The sequence below is a fragment of the Pandoraea sp. E26 genome (assembly GCF_000681415.1).
Taxonomy (GTDB): Bacteria; Pseudomonadota; Gammaproteobacteria; order Burkholderiales; family Burkholderiaceae; genus Pandoraea; species Pandoraea pnomenusa.
Map to the genome: position 1 here is coordinate 95,246 of NZ_AYXJ01000007.1, position 13,503 is coordinate 108,748.

At 63.4% G+C, this 13,503-nt stretch carries 9 protein-coding genes; 5 read left to right on the forward strand and 4 right to left on the reverse strand.

Going from position 1 to position 13,503, the window contains the following annotated elements:
* Positions 1–157 precede the first annotated feature (157 nt).
* Positions 158–1,033, reverse strand: a complete 876-nt coding sequence (locus W930_RS0104405; protein ID WP_023597064.1) for a LysR substrate-binding domain-containing protein — start codon at positions 1,031–1,033, stop codon at positions 158–160.
* Between the two features lie 171 nt (positions 1,034–1,204).
* Between W930_RS0104405 and W930_RS0104410 the strand changes: the two genes are divergently transcribed.
* From W930_RS0104410 to W930_RS26040, 4 genes are all read left to right on the forward strand, one after another.
* On the forward strand, positions 1,205–1,720 hold the full coding sequence (locus tag W930_RS0104410) for a lipocalin-like domain-containing protein (protein WP_023873503.1): 516 nt from the start codon (positions 1,205–1,207) through the stop codon (positions 1,718–1,720).
* A gap of 107 nt (positions 1,721–1,827) precedes the next feature.
* Positions 1,828–2,781, forward strand: a complete 954-nt coding sequence (gene gcvA, locus W930_RS26035; protein WP_023873504.1) for a transcriptional regulator GcvA — start codon at positions 1,828–1,830, stop codon at positions 2,779–2,781.
* Positions 2,782–3,037: 256 nt separating this feature from the next.
* Positions 3,038–4,234, forward strand: a complete 1,197-nt coding sequence (locus W930_RS0104420) for an MFS transporter (protein ID WP_023873505.1) — start codon at positions 3,038–3,040, stop codon at positions 4,232–4,234.
* 74 nt (positions 4,235–4,308) lie between these two features.
* A complete protein-coding gene (locus W930_RS26040) occupies positions 4,309–4,995 on the forward strand; it encodes a cupin domain-containing protein (RefSeq protein ID WP_023873506.1) in 687 nt (228 codons plus the stop codon).
* Positions 4,996–5,142: 147 nt separating this feature from the next.
* Here W930_RS26040 and W930_RS0104430 read toward each other — a convergent pair whose 3' ends face one another.
* From W930_RS0104430 to W930_RS30385, 3 genes are all read right to left on the reverse strand, one after another.
* Positions 5,143–8,799, reverse strand: coding sequence for an autotransporter outer membrane beta-barrel domain-containing protein (locus W930_RS0104430; RefSeq protein ID WP_028730810.1), 3,657 nt, complete (start codon positions 8,797–8,799; stop codon positions 5,143–5,145).
* A gap of 301 nt (positions 8,800–9,100) precedes the next feature.
* Positions 9,101–11,806, reverse strand: a complete 2,706-nt coding sequence (locus W930_RS0104435) for an autotransporter domain-containing protein (protein WP_024788564.1) — start codon at positions 11,804–11,806, stop codon at positions 9,101–9,103.
* A gap of 218 nt (positions 11,807–12,024) precedes the next feature.
* Complete coding sequence (locus W930_RS30385; protein ID WP_158516327.1) at positions 12,025–12,510, reverse strand: hypothetical protein; 486 nt, start codon at positions 12,508–12,510, stop codon at positions 12,025–12,027.
* A 153-nt stretch (positions 12,511–12,663) separates the two neighbouring features.
* On the opposite strand from W930_RS30385, the gene W930_RS30390 reads away from it, so the two are divergent.
* Complete coding sequence (locus W930_RS30390; protein ID WP_158516328.1) at positions 12,664–13,410, forward strand: glycosyltransferase; 747 nt, start codon at positions 12,664–12,666, stop codon at positions 13,408–13,410.
* Positions 13,411–13,503 lie beyond the last annotated feature (93 nt).

The window sequence follows — 13,503 nt, forward strand, 5'->3', positions numbered from 1 at the left end:
CGGTGGTGTGATTGACGGGGCGGAAACCGCGAAGTCGACTATAGGCCAATCCCATGCCCTGCAACATCGAAAATACTCAAGTCACACTTTACGAAAACCGATGAATCCGTGAAGAGACGATTCGATGGCAAGGCACGCCAGATCGTTTCCCGCGAAATTACAACGATAAGTGCTCGTTCACGCACGCCGTCACGACGCGCTTGAGTTGTACCAGCGCGGGTGACGTGTCCTGATGACGTCCATGCAGGCACAGCTTCACGGACGGCAAAGGCGGAAGTCCCTGCTGCGCACCTAGCCGTCTGAGCGACGATGGCATGCCTGCCCCCGTTCGCAACGTAATGCCCAGTCCCGCCGCGACTCCCGACCAAAGACTTTGGAGGCTGGCTGTCGTGTAGGCCAGCCGCCATGAAATATTGGCGCTGTCCAGCGCTTCGATTCCTGCACGCCGGAAGAAGCAGGGCGGGTGGAAAAGGGCGAGATCCAGGGCGCGACCGGAATGCAAGACTTCGTCGGCGTCTGCCGATCCGATCCACGTCATGGGCAGTGTCGCCAGAAGTTCGGCATCCGGACGGTGTTCGTTGGCCATCACCAGCGCGAGATCGAGTTCGTCGCGATCCAATCTTTCGAGCAATACGCCGTTTCGTTCGACGGCAACTTCGACGCGGACCCCCGGGTGCGCTTTCTTGAACCGTCCGAGTGCTGCCGGGAGCCAGGCTTCGGCGAAATCGCCCGGGAGGCCGAAACGGACCACGCCGTCGATGGAGGCGCCGCGCACCGCCAGCACCGCTTCATCGTTGAGATCGAGAATGCGATGCGCATAGGAGAGGATCATGTCGCCGGCATCCGTCAATACCAGCCCGCGCCCTTGTCTGCGGAACAGCGGGTGACCGACCTGCTCTTCGAGCTTGCGCATCTGCTGGCTCACCGCCGATTGCGACCGGCCGATACGCTCGGCTGCCCGGTTCAGGCTGCCCAGCTGTTGGGTCGCGACGAACGTCCGGAGCGCGTCCATATCCAGGTTGGGAAACGGCATCGTTCGGTTTTTATGAATTCACTATGCCGAATTATCGCATTCATTGCATGGTTTGTTTGGCTACCATTTTCTCGGAAGAACGATCCGGCGGGACGCGTCGCATGCAGGTGCTTCCCGCGATAGGGCCGTTCCCAACACCCAGATGAATGCTTCCGAGGAGAGGTTTACGGTATGGACTTGCAAACGATATTCAAACGCAGCGTGCTCGTGACAGCCATTTCGGCATGCACGCTCTCGGCCGCCGCGCGTGCCGATGCAGCGGCCATCGATCCGGCTTTCGTGGGTACGTGGACGCTGGTCGCCGCCGATGTTCAACACCGGGACGGGTCGCGCGGCCGGGATTACGGGGCGGCGCCCAGGGGATTCATGATGATCGACGCGCAGGGGCATTATTTGGTGCAGATCTACAAGGCGGAGCGACCGAAGTTCGTCTCGGGAGACAAGGCCAGGGGAACGCCGGAGGAATACAAGGCGGCGGTAATGGGGTCGAGCACGCATACCGGTACGATCAGCGTCGATCAGGCAAAGGGCGCGCTGACGTTCCACATTCAGAACGCCTCCTTTCCGAATTGGGAGGGGGAGTCACAGAAGCGCAGCTTCGAACTCAAGGGCGACGAACTGAGCTATCGCGTGGTCCCACGCCCGAACGGCGATGTACCGATTTCCATCTGGAGACGGCTGAACTGAACGGTAACTTACCGCGTTGATGCCGGCGACGCAAACGCGCAGGCGCAGGTCAGGCAGGCAGTGAATGAGGTACTCTGCTCGCACCTGATAGAAAATGTTGTTCGAACATGAAAACCCCCATTTTTCTCAACGCGTTGCGGGCGTTCGAAGCCAGTGCGCGCCACCAGAGCTTCTCGGCAGCCGCGGAAGAACTCAGCGTGACGCCGGCGGCCGTGGGACAACTGGTACGCGGTCTCGAGGGATGGTTGGGAGCCCCGGTATTTACTCGTGGCACCGGGAAGGCCCGTCTGGTGCCAACCGAGGCGGCGCTGCGCGCCTTGCCCGATATTCGCGCCGGCTTCGACCGGCTGGGTCTCGGGCTTTCGAAGCTCAGGGAGGGCGCCGCGACGGGCGTGCTCACCGTCACGGTGAGTCCTGCATTTGCGGCCAAGTGGCTGCTGCCGCGAATCCATGGGTTCCAGGCGGCGTGGCCGGATACGGAAGTGCGACTCGACACGAACCTCAAACTCGTCGATTTCGCCGCGCAGGGTATCGACATCGGCGTGCGCTACGGCGCTGGCAACTGGCCCGATCTGTCGGCCGAAATGCTTCTGGAAGAAGAGGTTTTCCCAGTGTGCTCGCCGGACTATCTGCGTCGACATCCGGAACTCGATTCTCCCTTCGCCTTGCGTGACGCCACCCTCATACATGATCTTTCGGTGGACAGTCGCGCAGGGTTCGTGACGTGGACCACGTGGCTCGAAGCGGTGACGGGCGACGATGCCCCCCCACAACGCACCGGACTGACCATCAACAATTCGGCGGCCGTCCTGCAAGCGGCCATCGACGGGCACGGCGTCGCGCTGGCACGCAGTGTGCTCGCGAGGGACGACGTGGCATCGGGGCGTCTGATTCATCTGTTTCCCGATATTTCATATCCTTCGAATCTGGCGTATTACGTCGTGTATCGCCCCGAGTGCCAAGCGCTGCCGCGGCTGGCAGCGTTCCGCGAGTGGCTTCTCGAGGAGGCGGGCGCCATGGTGTCAATTGACGTGCGTCGGGAGCCGACAGGCGACGTGTGACCGGGACGGCAAGCACGCCGGCTTTGAAAGAAATTGTTTGCGATCGACGCAGATAATGTTGTTTGTCGGGACAGCGTTTTTTCTCCACACTTCCCTGCTGTCGAGGGACATCCGAGTCCGTAGTCGCAGCCGTGCCGGGTGGCGCTGCCGCCGATGCCCGTCATGTCACGCGCTTCGGACGCGCGGGCTCTGATGTCGGTGCCGATGAGACGACGATGCGCGATGGTCGCGTTTTCAACCCAACAAATCAGTCAGGATGCTTGCCCTTACCAACAATCGCAATGTGCTCCGGCTCTCGGTGGCGCAGGCCCTCGCGGGAGCGAACTCCACAGTGGCCTATGCCACGGCGGCGATCATCGGGAACATGCTCTCGCCCGACCCCGCATACGCGACATTGCCCATCTCGATATTTGTCCTTGGCATGGCGCTGTCCACGCTGCCGGTGGGCTCGCTCACGAGGCGCCATGGGCGAGCCACGGCATTTCTGGTCGGCAATGCGTGCGGCGTGCTCATGGGCGGACTTGCCGCAACCGCTCTGGTCATCCAGTCGTTCGCGCTTTTCAATCTCGCCATGATCTTCGGCGGTGCTTACAACGCGGTTGTGCTGACCTTCCGGTTTGCCGCTGCCGAATGCGTCGCTCAGCATGAACGGCCCAATGCGCTATCGACCGTCCTGGCCGGAGGGGTAGCGGCAGGCATTCTGGGGCCGCAGCTAGTTACGAGCACGATGAACGTCTGGCCGCCATACGCCTACGCCGCCACTTATCTCGCGGCGGCTGTCGTCGCCGTCGTCTCCGCCGCAGTACTGAGGGGCGGAACGTTCGGTGCGCCGACGCTCGGCACGGCGGCGTCCGAACGGGACGGGCGGTCGGCTTCGCAGTTTCTGCGCGATCCCCGACTTTTGGTCGCGATGCTGTGCGGCGTCGTCAGCTACATGTTGATGAATTTCATGATGACGTCGGCGCCGCTGGCGATGGACCTGTGCAGGATCCCGCGTGTTCACGCCAACTCGGGCATTGAATTCCACGTCGTTGCCATGTACGCCCCCAGCTTCTTCACCGGCCGCCTGATATCCCGATTCGGCGCGCACCGGGTGGTATTGACCGGACTGGGACTTACGGGTTGTGCGGCGCTGGTCGGCATGAGTGGCATGACGGTGGGGCACTTCTGGCTGGCGCTGGTCCTGCTCGGTGTCGGCTGGAACTTCGGCTTCCTTGGCGCATCGGCGATGGTATTGTCGTGTCACTCGGTCGCTGAGGCGCCTCGCGTGCAAGCGGTCAACGACTTCGTCGTTTTCGGCGCGATGGTCATCGGATCCTTCGCGTCGGGGAGCCTCCTGACGTCGCTGGGCTGGACCACGGTGAGTGCTTTGATGCTTCCTGCCGTTGCCTTGGGCATGATAGGCGTAGTGTGGCTACAACGGGCACGCGCCAGAGCCGGCGTGCCGACGTGAGGTTGACTTGTTTTCGTGGTGGCGGTCTGGTCATGGCCACCGTCGGCGATTTCGCCAGTCCTTGTTGATCCGACATGTTAGTTAACGCTGATTTTTCTCGCCGGGTGATCGTGACGCCGGCGCAGCACCAATGGACTCGTTCGCCGCAACCAGGTGTCGAGCGCGTGATGCTCGATCGCGTGGGCGCCGAGAAGGCCCGTGCCACCAGTCTCGTGCGATATGCGCCGGATTCGGTGTTTCCCGCGCACAGCCATCCCGCCGGTGAAGAAATACTCGTGCTTGCCGGTACCTTCTCAGAAGGAGACGAGCATTACCCGGCGGGCTGGTACATGCGCAATCCGCCCGGGTCGGCTCACCAGCCCTCCAGTGCGCCGGGGGCCACGATCTTCGTGAAGCTCCGGCAGATGACATCCGGCAGCGGGCCGAAAGTCCGCATCGACACGAACGACAACCGACGGTGGCAGACGTCATCGGAGCTGGCCGTTTGTCACCTGTTTGAAGACGGCACCGAGCATGCACGGCTCATGCGCGTGGATGCGTGCGCGGCCATCCCGCTGCTCAGACCCGATCCTCGAGGCTGGCTGGTCGAGATGCTGGTCTTGCGCGGCGAACTTCACGTGGATGACGAATGCTGCGCGGCCGAAAGCTGGATTCGACTGCCTTGCGGCGACATGGCGAGCGTCGTTGCCGGAGAACGGGGATGTACCGTGTACCTGAAGGCGTATTTGCCGCCGGCAGCGCGTTACAGAGGCACACCGTAAATTCGGCAAAAGTCGCGAATGCGTTCAGGGCAGGCCCAGTCCCGGATGGTGGTGGTGTCAGTAGACTGACGCTCGACGAAGCCGTCGGGGGCGGGCGGTCCAACGTCTCGCCCATCGGCGTCCGCCAGCGCGAAACACGTGAGCATCTCACCAGTTGAATCGAACGCCGACAATGCCTTGGACGGCCGATTGCCGCGAGCGGCTGTCGTCCAGCGACACGCGGTAACTCGCCTGACCATAAAAGCTCGTGTTGGCGTTGACGCGCGCCGTCACGCCAGCGCCGATCTCCAGCGCCGTGTCGCCGAAGCGGCTCGTAATGGGCGCGTTCGTTCCGAAGGTCGCCTGGTCGCTGCCGGCGAAGGCGTGCCACAGGTTCAACCGTGCGTAGGGTTGCCAGAGCGTGCCACGCATGTCCCGGGCCGTGCGTTGCAGGCGAACGCCCAGCCGTCCCGTCACGGCGTTCCCCGAATCCCAGTCCACGCTGGAATAGGGGTCGCGCGCCTGATTCACCGACACACCCTGCCAGATGAGCTGCGCCTGCGGCTCCCACTGCCATTGCCCTTCGTCGCCAAATCGCATCGGATACCCGGTCTCGAGCGAGGCGGCGAACCCGGTGGCATGCGGCGATACTTCGGCGCCGTAATTCGACCGGGCCTTGATGTCGTACCAGCTCGTCTGAAGGACGGCGTCGGTATACCAGCCGCTCGGGCCGAAATGTGTCCAGTACGCGCCGAGCGATGGCCCGCTCATCGAGAGCTTCCCGACGGCCAGATCCTGCGTGCCGAGCGCGAAGCCTTGCACCGATGTGGCGCTGTAGTCGGTATAGGCGACGTACACGCCGACATGGTCGCGGTGCCCGCTGTCCGTGGTGCGCCGGAACAGGTCGACGCCGGCCTGCACCCCGGTCTGATTGCCGGCCGCCTTGGCATCGACGTCGCCCGTCCACCGGTTGCTCACGCGCGCGCCGAACACGCGCGCCCAGCCAAGGTTGCCGTAGTCGCGGCCTTGCGAAGTGCCGCGCAGATCCTCTTCGTCGCCCACCCGTTCATGCAGGGTGCCGAGCGTGGCGAGTCCCATTTGCCGCGCGAGCGCCGGCACCGGCACGTAAAGCGCAACCTCGGGACGATAGAGCGGAACTTCCGTGGTGGGCGCCGACGGCGTGCTCGGCGCTTCGATGAGATTCGAGCGCAGGAACCAGTCGTTCGCGCCAGTACTGCCACCGCGAAAGAGCTGGTACTCGTACGCCCCGGCGGCAACGCGTTGGCCGAGCGTAAAGGCATTCGTTGCTGAGGCGCCACCGCCGGTCACCTGCACCAGTCGGATGCCGTCCGCCGTCGTTTGGGCGCCGGGGCCCCCGGCGTTATTCACCAGCAGTGTGCTGGTGCCGCTGGCCTGTCCGCCGTTGACCACGAGAAGATTGGTCGGCGAATTGTCGGCACCGAGATACGTGTTGACGCCGATGCGGCTACCGGCGCCGCCGGCGTAGCTGCCGACCGTCAGGGTGCTGTACGATCCCGTCCGGGCCACGAACTGGATCAGTCCCGCGTTGGTCACGGTGCCAATCGCGTTGGAATCTCCCGTGACATTCCATACGCTGGCGCCATCGATCACGACGTTGGTGGCGTTGCGCGCCAGGCCCGTCCAGAGACTGTTCTGCAGCGAAACGTTCGCTGTGTTGCCCGCGTCGGCCAGCAGGTTTCCGGTCCACTGGGATGTGGAAAAGCTCGCACTGGCCGTATTGCCCGGGCCGCTCAGCACCAGATCGCCAACCCAGCGGCTGTTGCCGAGGCGATAGGTGAGGGTGGAGGGATCGACAACGATATCGCCGGAGACGGAGGGCGTATCGACGATGTCGAGCGTCAGGTTCGATGGGGCGCCGCTGGTGCCTTCGGTCACCATCGCCAGCAGTTGTCGGCCGTTGACGGTCGCCGGGACAATTGAAGTCACGCCGCTGAGGGAGACGCTTCCGGTGCCGCCCTGGGCGAGGACGATGGCGCCGCCGGTCGCACTCAGGCTGCCGCCGCTGATCGAAATCGCGCTCGGGGCGCCGCCGGCGAGATAGATCGCCGCCGATCCGTTGCCGCTCACGGCAACGCTCGTTGCCGTGGCCGACAATGTGCCGCCGTCGATGGCGGCGAGTCCATGCGCTGCCCCTCCGGTGGTCGCGACCGAACTACCCGTCAATTGCACTCGGCCTGCATTGCCGGCCTGGATGGCATTGGCCGCCTCGCCCGCCGTGGTAATGGTGGTACGGTCGAGCGTGACGACGCTGCCCGCATCCTGTGCCTGGGCACCGAAGGCGCTTTGCCCCTGCGTGGCCACGGCAGCGCCGGTGGCGGCGATGCTTCCTCCGGCCGATGCGTGCAGGCCGACGGCCTTGACGTTCGTGGTGCTGATCCGGGTACCGGTCAGGTCGACGAGGCTGCCGCTGTCGGTGGCGCGAACGGCGTCGGCGCCGCCGAGCGCGCTGGTATCGGCGCCGTGAGTCGTGATGGTGCCACCGGTCACGCGCGCCACACCTCCCTGGCCGCTCCAGACGCCAACGGCGCCGTCGCCGTTTGTGGTCACGGCGTTGTTTTCTCCCAGCCACTGACTGCCTTGACCCAGGACATCCACCCCATGCGCTTGCAGGCCGATCTGTGCGTCGGGGAACTGGAGGACCGGTGGTGCGCTGCCGCCGACGCGATATCCGGTGGTGATCTCTGTGCCCGTCGCGAGCACCGTGGCGCCGTCGCGAACCAGCAAGCCCGCGCTCGAAGGCCCCGACGTACGGACGATGGTGTTCGTCAGCGTGATGGCACCGCCGCTGCTGGCCTGCGCGCCCGGCGAGTCGGGTTGGTAGGTGAAAACGCCATAGCCCGAGAAGTCGATCTTCCCTCCGGCATCGGCCCATATGCCCGGGCTGTTCGCGCCATACGTGGCGGAACTCGCGCCATTGGTGGCGACGATGCTGCTGCCCGTGCCCCGGGCGAGCATGCCCGGGGAGTTGGCGATGACTGTGCCGCCGTAATAGTCCCCGGACGCAATGGCGCCGCCGCTCATGGCGATCGCGCCGCCAGCGGTGGCGAAGAGTCCCGCGCTGCCATTGCCGAGGACATTGATATAGGTGCCGTTCAGGCCGAGATGGCTGCCGGCGCCCGACGCGGCTGCGCCCGGGGTGTTGTCGCCATAGCTGAACGTGTTCAGGCTGTTGAGCGTGATCGCGCCACCGGCATCCGTGAAGACTGCCGAGGCGCCCGCGCCTGACGTCGTGATGTTGGTGCGCGTGAAGATGACGGACCCGCCATTTGCCGCATACGCGCCGTACGCGCTGTCGCCGCTCGTGTTCACGGCACTGTCGGTGAGCGTGATCTCGCTGCCCGCACCGACGGCACCGACGCCGTTGGCGCCGGCCCCGTTCGTGTAGACGGACGTATAGCTTCCGCTGATCCGGCCGCCGCCGTCGGCAAGGAGGCCATGCGCGCTGGCGCCCTGCGTTTCGATCGTGGAACCGTCGACCACAGTGCCGTCGAGGGTGACCGTTCCACTGCCGGTCGCGTGTACGCCCAAGCCTGTGCCGGTGGCCGTCAGACTGACGGACGTGCCGCTATAGACGCCTGTGCCGGAGACGTCCACGACCGGGGCGGCGCCCGCGCTTTCTCGCGCGGTGAACGCCGTATCGGTGCAACTCCCGGACGACAAGCTGACGGACGCCGGCGCCGGGGCGCATTGCGCCAGCGCCTGGGCGGAAGGCAGCATCGCGGCCACGACCGCGGTCACCATCTGCCGCTTGCCGCCGGCGGCGCGCACTTGGGCTGATTTCATTTTGGCTGACACCGTCTTCCTCCCCCAATCGCCGGGCGATTTCCATCTTGTCGAGACTAGATAGTCAGCATTATTAAATATTTATCAGAGTCAGGTGAGATAAATAAAGTCTCGTTTTCCGATGGTTGGACATTGCCATGAGGCAGTCATTTGATTCGGCATCCGCGATAGTCGATCTGTGAGTATCCTGTTGCCGGCAATGACCTCGACGCTTGTTTTTGTCGATGAAAACGATGCGGGCGCGAAAGCGTGCCGAATTCGAAGGTCTGCTCGGCGCTCGAGTACACCGTCACGGCTGCCGTCAAAACATCTTTCTCACACGCAGACTGCCGGCCTGAGACAGGAAACCCGCAGCGGCCTGCAGGTCATAGCGCAACGTCAGCGTCAGGTCGTTCCGGCGCAGAAGCGAGATGCCGGCAGTGAGGAGGGCGGAGTTGGTGGTCGGGCGTGGACCTGACGTGGTAAATGCCGTTTCCCCGATGGGGTCCGCGGCGAAGCTCGACGTTGTTAGCCCCTGTGCGTTGTCGTACTGATGGCGCCAGCCGATCTGAAGCTCTGGTACGAGTATGCCCTGCGCTGCCTCGAATCTTCGAGAGAACTTCACCGCCAGATCCGTCGTCACCGACGTCGTGTGCGTGGAACCCACCGCAAGTGCCGAGCCGTCTCCGCCGTCTTCCGTATAACTGTTCTGATTCAGATAGCCATACGTCAGTGCCACAATCGGCGTCACGGTGAACGGGCCGCTCGCCAATGGATAGCCGAACTCGGCACGGGCCACCAATTGCGTGCCACCGAAGCCGGCGCGAGCCGTTCCCGTAAAACCGGGGAAATTCATGATGCGCGCGGTGCTGTATCGATGTTGCACGGCGCCACCGGATAGATTGGCGTACCAACGGTCAGCGGTGTAGCTGCCGTAGCCAATGAGCCCGAACCCGTCCACTCGCGTCTTGCTGCCCGAGGTGAAGCCCGTGTTGGAGATCTCGGTGTTGCTGTAACTGATCACACCACCCACGCGCCAGCGCTCATTGACAGCACAATCGAGGCCGGCCAATACCCCGCCGAAGTTGGCGCTGTAACCGTCGATGGAACCTTCATCCGCCTGACTGGCGTGTCCACCCAGCGCCTGGCCCCACATGCCGCGCAGCGGTTCACTGTCGCACGTGGAAGGGGACGTGGCGAACTCTCTGAGTGAATTGACGCGCGCCGAAATGATGTTCAGGGCGTCCATCGTCGGAGCCGCGGCGGCCCGGCTGGCGGTGACCTGCATGAGCGGTCCGAGCTGACGCGCGGCCTGCTTGTGGTCAGCCGGCTCCAGCGCCTTGGTGGCATTGAAAAGATTGAGAAGTCCCGGATCGTCGACGCCCGTGTAGTTGTTGATGCCCGGAATTGCCGGCGGTGCGGAGGGCTGAGGAGGGGGCGACGTGAGGATCGTCGGAGCGTGCAGGGACAGCACCAGATAGTTCCGCTCGGTTGTGGTCACCGATGCACCGGTGACTTTAAGACCCGAGCCACTTGCGGCATACCGCAATGCCGCTTCGTTGTACTGCGTCCCGGTCAATGAGGCGTCGACAACAACAAAGCGTTGGCCGGATGCGAAGGCGTAGGCGCCAAGCGGCTGAAGCGTGACAGACGAGCCCGCCGCAAGCACGGCGCTTCCCGAGACGATCAGTCGGCCGTAACCACTGTCGTCCACGGGGTTTCCCCGGGCGGTCGCGGTATCCGACACCCCTATTTGCAACGTTCCCGTGCTTGCCTGATGGAAGTTGCCCGTGATTCGAACCGCATTGTTGATCTGAAGCCTGGCTGCGGTGTTGGTCACAACCGCCGAGCCAACGTCGATGTGGTCGTTCAGAACGAGATTGCCATTCGTGAATTCGACATCCTGATCGCTGAGTATCTGGCCCATTGCGCCACCGAGACCGGTGAGGGTGCCGTATACAGTCCCGGCGCCGCCTCCGATGCGAAGGCCCGGGCCGCGACCGCCTCTGGTATAGATGTCTCCCGCAATGGTCCCCGAATTCGTGATGCCGTTCACCTCCCAACCGTCACGGAAATTCAATGCGTAGGTACTGCCCGTGATGATCCCATTATTGGTCAGCGACCCGATGCTGCCGTTTTGTGCGTAGATGCCCACGCCGCTCGCGTTTGGCGTGCCTTCAACCGTGCCCGAAATGGTGCCGCTGTTGATCAGCGATCCGATCGTGCCGCCGTACGAAATCGCCATACCCATCGAGCTGAAATTATCGTTCCCCCGAAGATTTCCGGCGTTCACCAGTGATGTGATGGTCCCGTTGACCTCGACGGCGGTCTGGCCGTTGATGTCGGCGTGATTTTGCAGTTGCTCAATACGTCCGCTGTTATCGACGCCGACACGATTCCCTTGAATGACGCCGGTATTCGTCAGGGTTCCGATGGTGCCGTCGGCGTAGTTGTCGATGCCCGCGTTGGCGCCGATGATGTTGCCGGCATTCACGATCTGCATGATCGTCCCATCGTTGAGCACCGCCGAGAAGCTCCCGGTGATGAGGCCATTCGCGCCATTGGCGATCAGACCGATGCTCGCCAGTTTGTCGTTGGACACGCCGATTTCGCCATTCATCACGCCGTCGTTCGACACCCGTCCGATGTTTCCCTGGTTCCAGATGGCCCCGAAGAACATCGATGACTTGAAAACACCGGTGCGGCCGTTCTCGATGGCGGAAATTGAAGACCCCAGGCCGGCGTTGAGCGCTGAAACGTAGCCAGAAACGGTGCCGTCGTTAATCAGGGTGCCGAGTTCCGGGCCGGTCGCTTCGATACCGGACCCGTTGCTGGTATCGGCGTTGATGACGCTGCCGGTCGTCGTGATGCTCAACGTCCCGGACGCCCAGGTCTGCGGGCCGACCGGTGAGTTGATGGTGGTTTGTGCGGCCGATGGCTCGGAGAACAGAACGGCCATGGTTGCAAATGCGGCTGTCACGGCGGCGGACAATCGCGTCTGCTTCGGAAGCGATGGTGATTGGATCATGGTCTCTCGCGTAATGGGGATAACGCGGAGAGACTTCGCGCAACGGACGAGACGGCAAACACCTGATGAGCGCTCACCGCGAGGATTGCGCCGCATTCAGATGACCCCGTTCTCGCTATGAAAGTCGCGAGTTCACCACGTCTTTTCCGTGCCAATCGTTGTTGGCTTGCTCATGAGTGACAGATCTGCGGAAATGATTCCGTCGCGTTTGAATATTGTTACGATGGCGAAGCGTTATTCATCGTCGACAGGTTAATTGCCTGCGCTTGTTCTGCAGTTTTGCGAGTAAACCCGCGGTTGGACGAAGGGCGCGCGTTGGCCGACAAGTGCGCGGCATCCGGCGGGCGAATGTATAACGAGAGGGGAACATGAGCCGTATCGTCATCGCCTGGGAGCTTGGCGAGAATCTCGGGCATCTTTGGAACTTGCTGCCGGTCGCGCAGCGGTTGCGGTCGCTCGGTCACGACGTCTCGTTCGGAATACGAGACGTGGCGCAGGCGCATCGATACCTGGCACCGCTGGGGTTGCGGTGGTTCGCCGCGCCGGTCGCCCAAGGCGTCCCGCCACTGGGGCGCGATGTCGCTTCTCACACCGATATTCTTGCCGCGTGTGGCGCGGCTCACGCAACGCATCTCGCAGGAATGGTGGGCGCGTGGCGTCATCTCTTCGATGTACTCCAGCCCGACCTCGTGCTTGTCGAACATGCGCCGTTTGCATTGTTGGCGGCAAATCGCATTGGCGTTCCTACCGTGCACCTCGGCACCGGTTTCACGATTGCGCCGACGCTGGCGCCCGCGCCGAACTTTCGCCCGTGGGATTCTGCGATGAAGGATGAGGTCGTGCAAACGGGGCATCGAGTGGCGCTCGCGGTGCAGCAGGTGTTCGGAGGTCCATACCCGCTCGATGAATGCTTCAGGGCGAACGAAACTCGCCTGCTCAGTATCCCGGCGCTGGATCACTACGATGGGATGCGTTCGCCGGACGCGATGTTCATTGGCGCAATGCCTGCTCCGGAATCCCACGGTGAACCTGTCGAATGGAAGCGTGACGATGTGCCGCGCGTGTTTGTCTATCTGCGCGCCTCGCCGTACCTCGACGCTGTCTTGCGTTTGTTGGACGACGCCGGTGCCGAAGTCATCGCCACGTTGCCGGACGTTCGCCCGGAGCAGGCGGCGCGGTACCGAACCCTGCGCATTTACGATCAGCCGGTAAGGATCGACGCACTGCTCGGCCGCTGTGATCTGGCCATCACCCACGGTGGGCATGGCACGGCGTTGGCGTGCCTGCTCGCCGGTGTTCCGATGTTGGCGTTGCCAATGCATATCGAACAGCTTCGCGTGACCGAAAACGTCGCCAATGCCGGTGCCGGATTGGGCATTCTGCCGGCCCACGTGACCGAACACTTTGGACCCGTCCTGCGGACGATGTTGGCGACGCAGACGTTTCGCGAGGCCGCACGTGCAATTGCACTGCGCCACAGCGGGCTGGACCCGGCGCGGGCGCTCGATGGCGTTGTCGAACTGATCGAGCGCGCCATTGTGTCGCGCTCGCCGGGCGCCCGCACGGTTGCCGATGGGCGGGAATCGGGCCCCGCCCGCCATTGACCAGATGCGCTGGCGTTCAGGTTAGCCATCGCCGTTGGGCCGAAGGCCGTAGCGCGCACCAAACCGATCAGTGAATCGCGCCCGAAGGTAATA

Bases quoted from the DNA above. Each gene is read 5' to 3' on its own strand.
- W930_RS0104435 (WP_024788564.1), bottom strand. From the start codon at position 11,806: ATGATCCAATCACCATCGCTTCCGAAGCAGACGCGATTGTCCGCCGCC.
- W930_RS30385 (WP_158516327.1), bottom strand. From the start codon at position 12,510: ATGTTCGACAAGCACGAGGTCGGGCTGGAGTACATCGAAGAGATGACG.
- W930_RS0104410 (WP_023873503.1), top strand. From the start codon at position 1,205: ATGGACTTGCAAACGATATTCAAACGCAGCGTGCTCGTGACAGCCATT.
- W930_RS26040 (WP_023873506.1), top strand. From the start codon at position 4,309: ATGTTAGTTAACGCTGATTTTTCTCGCCGGGTGATCGTGACGCCGGCG.
- gcvA (WP_023873504.1), top strand. From the start codon at position 1,828: ATGAAAACCCCCATTTTTCTCAACGCGTTGCGGGCGTTCGAAGCCAGT.
- W930_RS0104405 (WP_023597064.1), bottom strand. From the start codon at position 1,033: ATGCCGTTTCCCAACCTGGATATGGACGCGCTCCGGACGTTCGTCGCG.
- W930_RS0104430 (WP_028730810.1), bottom strand. From the start codon at position 8,799: ATGAAATCAGCCCAAGTGCGCGCCGCCGGCGGCAAGCGGCAGATGGTG.
- W930_RS0104420 (WP_023873505.1), top strand. From the start codon at position 3,038: ATGCTTGCCCTTACCAACAATCGCAATGTGCTCCGGCTCTCGGTGGCG.